This window comes from Streptomyces virginiae, assembly GCF_040638905.1.
Taxonomy (GTDB): Bacteria; Actinomycetota; Actinomycetes; order Streptomycetales; family Streptomycetaceae; genus Streptomyces; species Streptomyces virginiae_B.
Genome location: NZ_JBEZYV010000013.1, coordinates 12,144 through 25,649 on the forward strand (window position 1 = coordinate 12,144; position 13,506 = coordinate 25,649).

At 74.0% G+C, this 13,506-nt stretch carries 11 protein-coding genes and 1 pseudogene; 3 read left to right on the plus strand and 9 right to left on the minus strand.

All coding sequences use genetic code 11. From position 1 onward, the window contains the following. Positions 1-7 precede the first annotated feature (7 nt). Positions 8-1,390 carry a mycothione reductase gene (locus tag AB0F82_RS19705; protein ID WP_362629251.1) on the minus strand — a complete coding sequence of 461 codons (1,383 nt, stop codon included), beginning with the start codon at positions 1,388-1,390 and terminating at the stop codon, positions 8-10. Positions 1,391-1,484: 94 nt separating this feature from the next. On the opposite strand from AB0F82_RS19705, the pseudogene AB0F82_RS19710 reads away from it, so the two are divergent. Then, positions 1,485-1,808: pseudogene (locus tag AB0F82_RS19710) on the plus strand (maleylpyruvate isomerase family mycothiol-dependent enzyme); the annotation flags it as partial. Positions 1,809-1,829: 21 nt separating this feature from the next. Here AB0F82_RS19710 and AB0F82_RS19715 read toward each other — a convergent pair. Then, the gene (locus AB0F82_RS19715; RefSeq protein WP_362629254.1) at positions 1,830-2,630 is read right to left on the minus strand and encodes a TIGR03086 family metal-binding protein; all 801 of its coding nucleotides are present in this window, start codon (positions 2,628-2,630) and stop codon (positions 1,830-1,832) included. A gap of 1,016 nt (positions 2,631-3,646) precedes the next feature. Between AB0F82_RS19715 and AB0F82_RS19720 the strand changes: the two genes are divergently transcribed. Continuing rightward, the gene (locus tag AB0F82_RS19720; protein WP_356815689.1) at positions 3,647-3,937 is read left to right on the plus strand and encodes a hypothetical protein; all 291 of its coding nucleotides are present in this window, start codon (positions 3,647-3,649) and stop codon (positions 3,935-3,937) included. A gap of 10 nt (positions 3,938-3,947) precedes the next feature. On the opposite strand, the gene AB0F82_RS19725 is transcribed toward AB0F82_RS19720, so the two are convergent. From AB0F82_RS19725 to AB0F82_RS19750, 6 genes are all read right to left on the minus strand, one after another. Then, positions 3,948-4,241, minus strand: coding sequence for a WhiB family transcriptional regulator (locus tag AB0F82_RS19725; protein WP_362629257.1), 294 nt, complete (start codon positions 4,239-4,241; stop codon positions 3,948-3,950). Positions 4,242-4,453: 212 nt separating this feature from the next. Next, a complete protein-coding gene (locus tag AB0F82_RS19730) occupies positions 4,454-5,230 on the minus strand; it encodes a class F sortase (protein ID WP_362629260.1) in 777 nt (258 codons plus the stop codon). After that, complete coding sequence (locus tag AB0F82_RS19735; protein ID WP_356816037.1) at positions 5,227-6,051, minus strand: hypothetical protein; 825 nt, start codon at positions 6,049-6,051, stop codon at positions 5,227-5,229. The genes AB0F82_RS19730 and AB0F82_RS19735 overlap by 4 nt, the downstream gene beginning before the upstream one ends. After that, a complete protein-coding gene (locus tag AB0F82_RS19740; RefSeq protein WP_362629264.1) occupies positions 6,048-6,764 on the minus strand; it encodes a ribosome-inactivating family protein in 717 nt (238 codons plus the stop codon). Before AB0F82_RS19740 ends, AB0F82_RS19735 begins: the two co-directional genes overlap by 4 nt. Positions 6,765-7,026: 262 nt before the next feature. Next, positions 7,027-7,998 carry an FAD binding domain-containing protein gene (locus AB0F82_RS19745; RefSeq protein WP_362629267.1) on the minus strand — a complete coding sequence of 324 codons (972 nt, stop codon included), beginning with the start codon at positions 7,996-7,998 and terminating at the stop codon, positions 7,027-7,029. Beyond that, complete coding sequence (locus AB0F82_RS19750; RefSeq protein WP_362629270.1) at positions 7,995-10,559, minus strand: molybdopterin-dependent oxidoreductase; 2,565 nt, start codon at positions 10,557-10,559, stop codon at positions 7,995-7,997. Before AB0F82_RS19750 ends, AB0F82_RS19745 begins: the two co-directional genes overlap by 4 nt. A 307-nt stretch (positions 10,560-10,866) precedes the next feature. Between AB0F82_RS19750 and AB0F82_RS19755 the strand changes: the two genes are divergently transcribed. Next, positions 10,867-12,081, plus strand: a complete 1,215-nt coding sequence (locus AB0F82_RS19755) for a hypothetical protein (protein WP_362629273.1) — start codon at positions 10,867-10,869, stop codon at positions 12,079-12,081. Here AB0F82_RS19755 and AB0F82_RS19760 read toward each other — a convergent pair. After that, the gene (locus AB0F82_RS19760; RefSeq protein ID WP_436842118.1) at positions 12,066-13,322 is read right to left on the minus strand and encodes a M20 metallopeptidase family protein; all 1,257 of its coding nucleotides are present in this window, start codon (positions 13,320-13,322) and stop codon (positions 12,066-12,068) included. The genes AB0F82_RS19755 and AB0F82_RS19760 overlap by 16 nt on opposite strands. Positions 13,323-13,506: the final 184 nt, after the last annotated feature.

Below are 13,506 nucleotides of genomic sequence, written 5' to 3' on the forward strand. Positions count from 1 at the left end.
CGGCGGTCTACCGCCCGCGATCGCCGAAATCCAGGTCGAGGAGGGCGTTGGAGACCGCCTCGGTCGGCGCGGGGTGGATCCACAGCGGGGAACGGGCGAGGTCGAGGGCCTTGATGCCGAGGCTCATGGCGATCACCAGCGGCTGGATCAGGCTCGCGGCCTGCGGGCCCAGGATGTGGGCGCCCAGCAGAAGTCCCGTGCGGCGGTCCGCCAGTACCTTGCAGAAGCCGGTGGTGTCCTCCAGGTCCCAGCCGTAGGCGGTGTCGGCGAAGCGGCGTACGGAGACGGCGTAGTCGAGTCCCTCCTGTCGGCACTGCTGCTCCGTCCTGCCGACCTGCGCGATCTGGGGGCGGGTGAACACCCCTGCCGGGACGGCCTCGTGAGAGGTGCGGACCGGAGCGTCGGGGTGGAGCAGGTTGTGCGCGACGACGTGCGCCTCCCGGTTCGCCACGTGTTTGAGCGGGAAGGGCGTGCAGACGTCTCCGAGGGCGAACACCCCCTCCGCGCTGGTCCGCTGGAAGGCGTCCACGACGATCCGGCCGTCGTCGTGCAGGTCGATCCCGGCGCGGCCGGCGTCGATCCGGTCACTGTTGGGGTTGCGTCCCACCGCCACGAGCAGGGTGTCCGCCTCGACGGCCGGGCCGTCGTCCAACACCAGGCGCAGCCGTCCCGGCTCGCCCTCGACGCGGGTCAGCGCCCTGCCCGTGCGCACGTCGTAGCGCTCGGACGCGATGGCGGTGTAGGCGGCGGCGACCGTCTCGTCCTGGGCGGAGAGCAGTGTGTCCTCCTGTTCGATGACCGTGATGCGGCTGCCCGCCGCGTGGAAGACGTGTGCGAGTTCGGCTGCGACGTAACCGCCGCCCAGCACCGCGAGGTGCCGCGGCGGGCGGTCCAGGCGCATCACCGTGTCGGAGGTTTCGTACGGCAGTCCGCCGTCCCGGACCGGCGGGGGTACGGCCGGGCGGCTGCCGACGGCCACGACGACCTGCTCTCCGCGTACCGTGACGGTGTCGGCGCCGGCCTCGACGGTGAGCGTCCGGTCGCCGGTGAAGCGGGCGCGGCCCTTGTGGACGTCGATGTTCGCCGAGCCGCGCCGCCCCTGCTCCCCCTCGGCGGCCTCCTGGTCCAGTCGGCCGAAGACCCGTTCGCGGACGGCGGGCCAGTCCACGCGGCCCGGCCGGGCCTCCACGCCGAACCGGCCGGCCTCGCGGATCGTGTCGGTGAGGTCCGCGACGTGCACGAGCATCTTGCTGGGGATGCATCCGCGGTTCAGGCAGGTGCCGCCGAACGGCCCCTCGTCGATGACGGCCACGTCCAGGTGCGAGAAGCGCTCGTCGACGACGGTGTTGCCGGAGCCCGCCCCGACGATCACGAGATCATGAGTTCGCATGCGGCGGAACCAGGAGGAGGAGTGAACGATCGAACGCGTCGGCGGCCGGCCGGACGCGGACCCACCCCCATCGCCAGGACGAGAGGAGCGGCAGATGGCCGGTAGGACGATTCCGGACCTCGGCGCACAGACCGACGCCGTGGCCCGTCTCGCGGCAGGCGTCCCGGACGCCCGGCTGGACGCCCCGACGCCCTGCCCCGACTACACGGTCGGTGTCCTGCTGGTCCACCTGACCGGTCTGGCCGTCGCCTTCCGCGACGCCGCACGCAAGGACCTGGGCCCCACGACCGACACCGCCCCGGACCCGGCCGCGACCCCGCTGTCCGCCGAGTGGCGTGAGGAACTGCCCCGCGTCCTCGGCGAACTGGCCGAGGCCTGGCGGGACGTCCGGCGGGCATACCCGTGCACGGCACGCGGCGCGCGGCCCGCCGCGCCTGCGTCACGGGGGCGCCGGGGGTGCCCAGGCCGGGTCGCGTCCGCTCAGGCCGACTGCCCGGTCCAGCAGCGGGGCGTCGTCCGGTACGGGCACGACCGGGCCGAAGATACCCCCGCCGCGGGTCTCGTCCTCGGCGGCCGCCAGCAGGAATTCGTACGCGGCGCGCAGCGCGGCCTGGTCGGGCGCGTACTCCTGGCCGGTCGCCCGGGCCAGGTCCCAGCCGTGGACGACCAGTTCGTCGACGGCCACCGCACCCGCGATCTCGCCGGGCAGGTCCACGCTGCCGGCGCGGGTCATACCGGTCCAGGCGGCCGGATGCTTGGTGACGACGGCTGCCGCCGCGACGGCGCTGGTGGCGAAGGCCAGGGCGAGCATCCACCGCTGGTCGAAGGTGTGGCCGGTGGCGTGGTCCAAGGAGTAGCGGCCGGCCCCGGCGAGGCCGATGGCGGCGGCGGTGAACCCGAGGAAGGCCGGGTACTCGAACCCGCCGCCCTGGGCGAAGAAGCCCGCGGGCGCGTGGACGGCCACGGCGCCCGCCATGGCTCCCGCGGCCGCGGCGCCCGCCGCCGGCGTGGCCAGGCCCAGGACGAGCAGCGCCCCGCCCCCGGTCTCGCCGAGTCCCGCGGCCAGGGCGCTCTGCCGGCCGGGGGTGTAGCCCATGTGCTCCATCGCGGCCGCCGTATTGTCGAGACCGGCTCCGCCGAACCACCCGAACAGCTTCTGGGTGCCGTGTGCCATGAGCACCGCTCCGGTTCCGGCCCGCAGCGCCAGCAGGGCGAGGTCGCGTCGGTTGATCCAGCTCATCGAAGTCTCCCCGGAGGCGGCGGCGCGGTCGTGGTGCGGCGACGACATCCGTATCCCGTCAGGGCGGCGGCGACCCCGGGCCCGCCCGCAGGTCCGCCGAACGGGCGACCGCCCAGCGGAGCAGCGCACGCCCGGGCCGCGGCGCCGTTCCGGCGGCGGCGCCGCGGGCCCGGTTCGGCGTTCGCCTGCGGGCGCTGTCGGTGACGCGCCGCGTTGATGGTGGGCGCGGCGGCGTTCCGGGGCCGCGTACGCCGACCGGCCGGTGCGCGGCCGAGGTCGGGAGGACCGGTGCCCCGGCCCGAGCCTGGAGGGGCGGTACCTGCTGTTCGCGGCCACGGTCACGCCGGCCTGCCTGACGGCGTGCGGTCGTCCGGCGAGCCCGAGCCCGGACAGCGTGCTCCCCCTGGCCCAGGCGGGGCGGGACGGGCTCCCGGTCCGGGAGGTCGCCTCCCGGCCCAAGACCTGGACGAGCTGGTTCCCGTAGGGCCGCCGGGGGCTCCGGTATCGCCCCGGAGCCATACGCAGCCGACCGGCTGGGCCTCGTTCCAGGCTCGGGCGAGAGCGGGGGCCACGGGCGCGATCCCGGCCCCCCCTGGTAGCACCGCACAGCCCACGCGTTGTGCGGGTGCACGCGCATGAAGACGTCGCAGAAGCCCGCCCCGACGGCCCGGGCCAGGAGCCCTCACCAGCGCGCGGCCCAGCCCCTTTGGCCGAGGCCGGCCAGCCGGCCACCGCGGCTGCGTCATCAGCGGAAAAGGGAAGAAGATCCATACCCGTCGATCGGTCCGGAGGCACGACACGACCCGGCAGTCGCCTCCCCCACCGGGAGGCCAGACCGCGCGGGCCGCCACCACGTGCCCCGGCCAGGCCGTCGCACCGGGATTTCCGGGCACGTTCCGTCACCGCGGGGGTACGACACCCCGCTCCGCAGGGCGCGGGAGGCCCGGCGCGTTCACACTGGCAGGACGACGAGTGCAGTGTTCAAAGTGCAGTGTGCAGTGCGGCAAGGAGGCCGGATGAGCTGGGCATCGTGGACCACCTGCGGGATCTTCGCCGGTCGGGACGGAGTCAAGACCGGCGAGTCGGGCCCCGTCCTCACCGGTGAGCTCGACATCCACACCACGTGGACCGAGGTCGAAGGCCTGGCCTACGTCACGGTGCAGTACAGCGGGGCGTCCGACTGGCTCCCCCTCGCGGGAAGCCCCGTCCCCTGCCCCAGTGAGGAGGCGAGCCGCGCCCTGCACGAAGCGGTCATCGATTCCGTACGTGCCGGAGCGCGCCTTCCCCTGAGCACCGGCCTTCCCTGAGGTCCGCCCGTCAGGCCGCCGCGCCCACAGTCCGGCGGGCCACGTAGGCCCGGCGTTCCTCCGTGGTGAGCCCGCCCCACACCCCGTACGCCTCCCCGGTGTTCAGCGCGTGCTGCAGGCACTCGGCCCGCACCGGGCAGCGGGCGCAGATCTCCTTGGCCGCCTGGTCGCGGGCGGCGCGGTCCTCACCGCGCTCCCCCGCCGGGTGGAAGAACTTGCGCGAACCAAGGCCCCGGCAGGCCGCTTCCGCCTGCCAAGCCCAGTGGTGCTCGGCCAGGCCCGGGAGTCGCGACACGTCGGACATTGCTTGCTCCTTCCGTGGGATGGTGATGACGAAAGCTCGCCTGCTCACGATCCCGCGGATGAAACGTCAGTCGCGAGGGGCCGCCGACGGGGTCCGACGGCGGGGGCTGTCGACGGGGCCTGTCGGCGGGGTCCGCCGGCCGCAGTGGGGGGGGTTGCGGCCGACGGACGTCTCCAGGACCCGCCGCCCTGACCTGGCGGTGCAGCGCGGTGCTACGCGGCGCCCGTCATACGGGCGAACACGACCACGTTGCTGTCGTAGTAGTGCTTCTTGGGGTCGAAGTCTCCGCCGCAGGTCACCAGGCGCAGGCCCGCGTGGTCGAGGTTCTTGTAGACCTCCAGCGTGGGGAACTCGGCCTTCGGGTACTCGCTGACCCGGTCCACCGTGAACGTGACCGTCTTGCCGTCCTTACGGGTCACCTTGATGGTGTCACCGCCCTTCATCGTCTTGAGCTTCTCGAACACCGCTGATGCTCCGTTCCACGTGACGTGTCCTGCGATCACGGCCGGTCCCTGGGAGCCGGGCGTCGGTCCCGGCTCGTACCAGCCCGCGAGCGCGGGGTCCTTCGGGGTCTGCATGGTGCCGTCCGCGTTCTGCCGCAGCGTCTCCAGGGAACTGGTCAGCCCCAGGGAGGGAATCGTGATCTTCTGCGGTTCCGACCGGGCGAGGGCCTGCTCGGCCCGGCCCGCACCGGCGCCCGTACCGGTGCCCGCGCCTGTGCCCGTTCCGTTCTGCGATCCGTCCGCGGATGTCGCGGCGTCGCCGCCGGCGGGCTTCCCGGCGGGGGCGGCGGCGCCCGGTGCGCCGCCCTGCCCGGCCTGTCCCGGTGGGGCGGGGGGCTTCGCCGCGTTCTGGCCTCCGCAGCCCGCGAGCAGCATGGCGGCGAGGGCCGCGGCGGCCAGGGGGCGTACGGTGCGCCGTGCGGCACGGCGGGGGCGGGGCCGCTCGGTCGACGGGGCGGTCGTGACGGGTGCGGGGGCCCGCTTCACGCGCCGCCCCCCGTGTTGTCCTGGCGGACGGGGACGGCGGAGGCCCGCTTGCGCGTGAGTGCCACCGCACCGGCCGCCACGGCGAGCACGGTGATCGCCACGCCGTCGCGCATCGTCACCTGCACCGAGGCGTTCTCGAGGGAACCGCCGCCGGTCTCGATGGCTCCGACCGGGATGGATCCCACGGCCGCGCCCTTGACCTCTCCGCAGTTGGTCGGAGCCGTGGCTTCCTGGGGCAGCTTCGGGTCGAGCTCGCTCTTGCCGGCGCCCTCGAAGTCGTACTTGCCGTTCTTGTTGCGGTCGATGCCGTGCTGTACGACGTGCAGGTCCTTGATGTGGTCGACCACGTCCTGGCCGACGGTGATGGTCCGCTTGTAGGAGATCTTGCCCTTCTTGTCGGCTACGGGCATGCGGTCCACGGCGAGACCGCTGGTGGCCTTGGTGTCACCCGACGTGGTGAGGGAGATGTTGATGTCGCCGTAGTCGTGCGTGGCCTCGGTGTTGTTGAGGACTCCGTCGCGGTTGGTGTCGTCGGTCGCGTCCGGGCACTTGAAGTCGTGTCCCTTCGTCGAGCCGTGCAGGTGCTGCGCAGACGGCGATCCGGGCACCATGCCTTCGGACTCGATCTGCACGGTCAGCTGGTTTCCCTTGAGGCTGAGCATGACCGTGCCGCGGGAGCCCGATTCGTTCAGCTGCGCCAGGTCGATCTGGTACGCCTTTGCGCCCTCCGCGAGAGCTGGTCCGGAAAGACCGAGGGTCAGGAACACGGCGGTGGGTACAGCGGCGAGAACCACGTGGCGACCGGCACGCTTGACTATCACATTCGCTCCTGTTCCGTTGATCCCCGGGACGGGAATCGCAGATCGTACGGGGTCGAAACGAGCCCCCGGAGAGGGCCTCGTTCCTTCTTCGGCGCCCCAACGCCTGTGGATTGGTGTCTGTTTGAAGATTTTTTGGCGCCCACTGCGTCCGGCAGCGTTCCCCCGGTCATCCAGATGCGTGACATCGCATCGGCCAGGGCGGGGAATCGGGCGGCGTCGCAGAGCATCACCGAGAGCACGAGCATTCCGTGCGCGGTGGATTTCGGATCACGGTTCCGGTGCAGCCACATGACCGCGTCGCCCAGGGGGCGGCGCCCCAGGAGGATCCCCGGACTCCGCACGCCCGCGGCCGTCTCGAGGTCGCGGCGCCGGCCGCCGAACGGCAGTTCCTGCGCTCGGCGCATGCCGGGTGGGGGGGCCGCGTCCCGCACGTGGCGGACGTAGCCTTCGGGCGGGGCCTGCCCGTTCTCGAAGGTGTTGCGGAATCCGGTGATGCGAGGGCCCGCATCGTGGTGACGGAGCTCGATGTAGAGCTCGATGAACACACCTCGAAGTTGAATGCGGAGGGGGAGATGGGTTTTCCCCTCATCCCCCGGGCCGGCCATGCTGAAAAGACCGTCAGCATCTGCCGCTCTCGACCGGATGGCCGACGTCAGGAGCCGATACTCGTCCACCGATGCGTACGCCGAGGAAAACGACACGGGTTTCAGCATGGCCGCCTGCATCAGGTGGAGGAGCCGGAACCCGGACTCCTCGTAAGTAATCTGAACGGAATCGGTTCGACCTCGCTGTACTCACGCACGCGCATCCACCGCCTTCGACATTATTCCGATCGCCGACGGGTGACGTGGTCCCCATCGCCGGATTCGGTTTCGGTTCGGTCTCGACCTTTGTAGTCGTCCCGGCGGTGAACGGGCCAATAGTTGGCCTCTGTTGCTAAGAAATCTGTGCGCGATCCCGGCCGGTGGGATGTGGTCAGCGCGCCGGTCCGGCGGTGGGCGTACCGGCCGCCTGTTCGAGGACCTCCAGGACCGTGTCGCGGAACAGCGTGGTCTTGTAGCCGGTCTGCGGCAGCGGCCGGCAGCGGTCCAGTACGGTCGCGGCCGCCGCGGCGAGGGTGCCGGGGGTGGCCTCGTGGCCGATGAGCGCGGCCTCCACCTCCGGAAGCCGCAGCGGGACGCGCGCCACCCCGCCCGCGGCGACCGCGGCGTGAGTGACGGTGGCCCCGTCGAGTGCGAGCCGGGCGGTGGCCTCGACGAGGGGCCACTCGGCGTGGGCCCGGCTGGTGGCCCGGTGGCAGGCGGCGCGTTCGCCGGGCAGGGGTGCGGGGAGCCGGACCGCGGTGAGGATGCGGTCCGGCGGCAGGAGGTGGTCGGTCCGGTGGAGCCGGTCGCCGTCGCCGTACAAGTCGGCGACCGCACGCGGGGGTTCGCCGTGGATCTCGGCCTGGGCGTCGTAGGTGAGCAGGGCCATCGCCAGGGTGGACGGGTGCGGGGTGATGCAGGGGCCCCCTCCGCTGACCACGCCGAAGTGGTGGTCGCCCTCGCGCGCGGGGCAGCCGGCGCCGCCCTTCTGCAGGCAGCTGACGTGCGGGTTGCGGTAGTACCAACAGCGGTTGCGCTGCAGCAGGTTGCCGCCCAGGGTGCCCGCGGCGCGGATCTGCGGGGTGGCCGCGGTCCCGGCGGACACCGCAAGGGCCGGCCAGCCCGCGCGTACTTGCGGATCGGCGGCCAGCGCGGCGAGGGTGGTCAGGGCGCCGATCCGCAGCCCGCCGCCGGGCAGCGGCCTGGTGCCGTGCAGGTCGGCGGCGCCGTCGAGGTCGGTGAACGGCCCGGTGGAGACGCCGCTGCGCTGCCGGGCGCCGGTGTCGGTGCCACCGGCGCGCAACTCGCCGCCGGAGGCCCGTACGGCGGCCGACAGGTCGGTGAGATCGGGCTCGGTGCTCACGTACGCAGTCCTTCCAGGAGCCGGTCGGGGCGGATGGGCATGTCGTACGGGCGCCAGCCGGTCGCGTCGTGGACCGCGTTGGCCAGGCACGCCGCGGTGGGCAGGGTGGCGATCTCGCCGAGGCCCACCCCGCCGCCGGGGACGTGCTCGAAGCCCTCCTGGTGGAAGTGGACGGAGATCTCGGGGGTGTCGCCGATCCCCGGGATGCGGTAGTCCTCCAGGTTCTCGGTCAGCACCCGGCCGGTGACGGGGTCGGCGCGCCGATCCTCGAACAGGGCGTAGCCGATGCCCTGGACGACGGCGCCCTCGCACTGGCCGCGTGCCAGCCGGTCCTCGTGGATGCGGCCGGCGGCGATGCCGCTCCACACGCTCAGCGGGCGGATCCGGCCGAGCCGCGTGTCGACCTCGACCTCGGCGACCTGGACCGATCCGGTGAAGCCGCGGCCGACGGCGATACCGCCCAGGGTGAAGGGGGTGACGAAGCCCCGGCGGTCCCGGGGGCGGCGGCCGGTCACCCGTACGCCGTGTGCCGCGTCCAGCCGGGCGGCGACGTCGGATCCGCCGAGCGCTTCTCGCAGCCGGGCCGCGGCGTCCACGGCGGCGGGCACGAGGGAGGGTGTGGTGCGGCTGCCACCGGAGACGGGGCCGTGGACGGCGTCGCTGTGGCCGATCTCGGCGCGCACCCTCGCCTCCGGCAGGCCCAGCGCCTCGGCGACGGCCCGAAGCAATACGGTTCGCGAGCCCGTGCCCATGTCCTGTACGGCGCAGCGGGCGACGACGGTCCCGTCCTCGACGGTGAGCTCGACCTCGGTGACGGGATCGAGGAAGTACAGCCAGTTGGCCGCCGCGACGCCGACGCCGCGGCGGAACCGCCCGGTGCCGCCGCGATGGCCCGACCAGACCGGCAGGGCCGCGGCCCGCTCGTACAGGGCGTGCCGCTTGGGGTTGCCGTCCCAGCGGCGGCGCAGGGCGATCGGGTCCTCGCCGAGGCGGTGGGCCATCTCGTCGACGGCCTGTTCCAGGGCCCAGCACAAGGTGGGTCCGCCCGGGCCGCGGAACGGGGCGCCGGGGGGCCGGTGGGTGACCGTGTCGAAGTCCCGGAGCCGGCGGGGGGCCTTGCCGTACATGAACCGGGCCAGTGCCGCCACGGAGTTGCCCACCGAGACCCCGCCGTCGGTGTCCGCGTCGATGGCCAGCGCACTGAGGTCGCCGGCCGCGTCGGCGGCCATCGCCAGCCGGATCCGGGTGCCGGGCCGGTAGCCGCCGTCGGTGAGTTCCTCGTCCCGGTCCAGCACGACCCGTACCGGGGCTTCGTGCAGTCGGGCCAGCTCCACGGCGGCGACGACGTCGGAGGTCAGGCCCATCTTGCAGCCGAAGCCGCCGCCCACGTGCACGGCCCGCGCCACCACCCGGTCGGGGGGCACGCCGAAGCGTTCGGCGGCGAGTTCGGCCACGCGTTTCACCGACTGCGTGGACACCTGGATGTGGAGGGTGCCGTCGGCCCAGTGGGCCAGGCAGGCGTGCGGTTCCAGGGGGGTGTGGGTCTGTGAGGCGGTGGTGAACACGCCTTCCACGACCCGGTCGGGGTTCTTGGTACGGGCTTCCTGGATGCGGCGTACGGCCGCGGCGGGGCGCCTGCTCATGGCGGACGGGCCCCGCAGGTTGCCGCGCCAGCGGGCGGGCACCAGCTGGGGGGTCTCGCCGGACCCGGGCGCCCGCTTGCGCGCCGCCTTGTCCTCGTAGACCAGGGGTCCCTCGCCGGTGCGGGCCAGGCCCGCGTCCAGGGCCGCCGGGAGCACCTCGTAGTCCACCGTGACGCGCGCGGCCGCGGCTCGTGCGGCGGCCCGGTCGGGTGCCGCGACCGCGGCGACGGGCTGCCCGACGTACCGGACCACGCCGTCGGGGGGCAGCAGCGGTACGAAGGGCAGGTCGCCGGCTTCGAGGGAGCGTACGTGCGCGTGGGCGTGCGGCGAGCGGATGATCACGCCCTCCAGCAGGCCTTCGGGGTGCAGGTCCGTGGTGTAGCGGGCCGATCCGTCGGTCTTCTCGGGGGCTTCGGTGCGCGGGACGGCCCCCAGCTGCCTGCCGGTCGGTGCCGTGTCGTAGTCGCCGGCGCATGCCGCGGCGACCGCTCTGTAGATCCCCTCGTAGGCGCCGCAGCGGCAGAGGTGGCCGGCCAGGGCTGCCGCGATCTGCTCGCGGCCGGGTCGGGTGGAGCCGTGCTCGGCGCGCCACCGTTCGAAGAAGGCCGCCGCCTCGACCACGAACCCGGGGGTGCAGTAGCCGCACTGGAGAGCGTCCTCGCCTGCGAAGGCGCGTGCCACGGGGTGGGCCGCCAGGCCCTCGACCGTCGTCACCCGCCGTCCGGCCAGCCGGGCGGCGGGCGTCAGGCAGGACACCCGGGGCTCGCCGTCGACCTGGATCGTGCAGGCCCCGCACACGCCGCCCGCGCAGACCAGTTTGGTGCCGGTCAGTCCCAGGCGGTCGCGCACCACCTCCACGGCGGCCGGGTCGTCGTCCACGTCGACCGTGCGGCGGGCGCCGTTGACCTCGAACTCCACGAGACGCACTCCTCAGCCGTGGGGTGGTGACCGCCAGAGCCTCGCGCTCACCGTCACGCTCCTTGATATACCGCTCCCGGGCCCGGCGCAGTCCGGCGCATTCCCGCGCACGACCCGTCGCGCACGGGACGCGGCTCCCCCGGGACCGGGCCCGGGGCCCCGGACGCCGGAGGGAAGCCGTCCGGCGGTTGGTCCGTTCGCGGTGTGCCGTCATGACCTGATCGATCGGACCGGGCCGTGCGCGAGCCGTGCGGGCGGCCCCGAAATCCGCTTCGGGGCACGCCGGGGCGCGAAGTAGCATCCCCGGATGCCGAACATCAAGACCCTGACGCCCGAGGCCGGCCGGATCGACGCCGCCGGGCTGCGGGCCTGCGACGCCGACCGCCTCGCGCGCTGCGCCGTCGACCGCGCGGAGCCCTGGTGGCGGCGGACGGCCTGCGTGGAGGCGCTGACCGGCCGGGTGCCGCAGGCACGGCTGGGTGAACTGCTCGCGTGCGTCCGCGACACCGGTGACACCGGCACGGTCCGCAGGGCGCTGCTGGACGTCCTGTCGGACCGCGCCGAACTCCTGCCCTGGCTGCGGCACGAGGACCGGCGGCGCGAGGAGGCGTACGGCATGCCGGAGGCGGTCCTCCGGGCGCGCGGGGCCCTCGGTGACCTCACGGCGGCGGCCGAGTTGGCGACCCTCGCGTTCAGTCACTGGTGGACCCGCCGGGCCGTCGGTGACGCCGGGCTGGACGCGCTCGCGGAGCGGTACGGGGCGCAGGCGGTGCTCGCCGAGCTCGCGGGCGGACGGCCGGAGGACCGTGCCGCGGCCGTGCGCATGCGGGACCGGGCCGGCGGGGACGTCGTCGACGCGCTCGCCGACCCCGACCCCGCCGTGGCCCACCTCGCGCAGTCGCTTCTGACCTGCCCGGACCGGATCCGCGCCTACCTCGCCGGGGCGCCGACCCCCGACGCCGCGCTGTGGGCGGCCTTCGCGCTGCACCGGCTGACCGGTGACGCGGCGCAGACCCGTGCCGTGTACGAGGCTCTGGGGCGCCCGCGGGTGGAGGTCGAGGGCCTGGACGAAGAGCTGCGCCGGGCGATCGTCCACGAGTACGGGCACGAGTGCGAGAAGCAGAGCGACCCCCGATGGCGGATCGAGGCCCTGTGCACGGAGCCGCCGCAGCCGCCGGACGAGGAGCGGCAACTGGCGCTTGCGACGGCGGCGCTGACCGCGGCGGGGCTGGTTCCGCGTCCCCCGCTCTCGTGCGGGGAAGCCCACCGCCAGGGCGGCGGGACGTACCACGTGATCGGGTACGGGGAGGGCGGCCGGAGCGAGGTGTACATCAGCACGCTGGGGCCGTTCGCGGGCGACCACGAGGACGACCCCGCCGCACGCGCCGCCCTGGAGGCGGCCGGCTTCCGCTGGATCGACGGGTCCACCGGCGCCGTCCGCGTCACCGGCCTCGGCGTGTACTACTTCGGGGCGCGCGAACCGCTCGACGTCAGCACGCTGCTGTTCTACTGGCAGGACTGAGGGCTGCCTGTGCCGTTGCCGTCACCGGCGCCGGGGCGGGTTCCCGCATGCAGGGCCGCGACCGCGTGGACGGCGGCTCCGGTGGCCATGGCGTCCTCCTCGAAGACCACGCGGTTGGAGTGGATGTCGGGAGCCTGCGCCGGCGGGACGCCGGGCGGGCACGCCCCGAGGAAGGCCATCGCGCCCGGCACCCGTTGCAGGACGTACGAGAAGTCCTCGGCGCCCATGATCGGTGCGGGCAGATGGTGGACCCGGCCGGGACCGAGGAGCGCGGCCGCGGCCTCGTGGAGGGCCGCCGTGCGGGCGGGGTCGTTGACGACGGGCGGATAGCCCTCGGTCAGCGTGACGTCGGCGTGCGCTCCGTGGGCGGCGGCGACGTGTTGGGCGATACGGGTGATGCCGTCGCGCACCAGGTGCCGGGTGGCGGGGGTGAGGGTGCGGAAGGTTCCGTGGATCTCGGCGGTTTCGGGGATGACGTTGGTGGTGGTGCCGGCGTGGATCGAGGCGACGGTGACCACGGCCGGATCGAAGACGTCGAGGGTCCGCGTGACCATGGTCTGCAGGGCTTGGACGATCTCGCAGGCGACGGGGACGGGGTCGAGTGCCCGGTGCGGGGCGGAGGCGTGTCCGCCGCGGCCGCGTACGGTCACGTGCAGCCCGTCGGATGCGGCGAAGGTGGGGCCGGGCCGCAGGTGGAGGGTGCCGGCGGCGAAGCGGGTGGTGACGTGCAGGGCGAAGGCGGCCGCGACCCGGCCGCCGTCGGCGGTCTCCAGAACCCCTTCGTCGATCATGTGCCGGGCGCCGCCGCCGGATTCCTCCGCGGGCTGGAACATGAAGACGACGCTGCCGGCCAGTCGTGAGCGGCGGGCCGCGAGCAGCCGGGCGGCTCCGACGAGCATGGCGGTGTGCGTGTCGTGTCCGCAGGCGTGCATGGCGCCCGGCACCGTGGAGGAGAAGTCCAGGCCGGTGTCCTCGTCCAGGGGCAGCGCGTCCATGTCGGCGCGCAGCAGGACCGTCGGGCCGGGCCGGGCGCCTTCGAGGCGTGCGGTGACGGAACTCAGGGCCGCCCCGGTGGTCACGTCGAGCCCCAGCCCGTCCAGTGCCTCCAGGACCGCCTGTTGAGTGCGGGGCAGGTACGCGCCCGTTTCGGGGTGGCGGTGGATGCTGCGGCGCAGTGCCACGATGCCGGGCAGAGTGGCGCGCGCGTCGGCGAGCAGTTCCTCGAAGGCCGACGGCGTCATCGCAGCGTCGCCCGTGGCGGTGGTGGGCACGCGTGCGCGGGACGGGTCGGACGGGTGTCCGGCTCGGCGGGGCCACCGCCGGCCGGCGAAGCGACGTACACGGCGCCTCCTCCAGGGGAACGAGCATCGCGGGCACTTGCCATGGTGCCGCGCGCCCCGCCCGCCACGCCGACGAGCCATATGC

Coding starts and splice junctions, on each gene's coding strand:
- AB0F82_RS19705 (WP_362629251.1), bottom strand. CDS start 1,390: ATGCGAACTCATGATCTCGTGATCGTCGGGGCGGGCTCCGGCAACACC.
- AB0F82_RS19715 (WP_362629254.1), bottom strand. CDS start 2,630: ATGAGCTGGATCAACCGACGCGACCTCGCCCTGCTGGCGCTGCGGGCC.
- AB0F82_RS19720 (WP_356815689.1), top strand. CDS start 3,647: ATGAGCTGGGCATCGTGGACCACCTGCGGGATCTTCGCCGGTCGGGAC.
- AB0F82_RS19725 (WP_362629257.1), bottom strand. CDS start 4,241: ATGTCCGACGTGTCGCGACTCCCGGGCCTGGCCGAGCACCACTGGGCT.
- AB0F82_RS19740 (WP_362629264.1), bottom strand. CDS start 6,764: ATGCTGAAACCCGTGTCGTTTTCCTCGGCGTACGCATCGGTGGACGAG.
- AB0F82_RS19755 (WP_362629273.1), top strand. CDS start 10,867: ATGCCGAACATCAAGACCCTGACGCCCGAGGCCGGCCGGATCGACGCC.
- AB0F82_RS19760 (WP_436842118.1), bottom strand. CDS start 13,322: ATGACGCCGTCGGCCTTCGAGGAACTGCTCGCCGACGCGCGCGCCACT.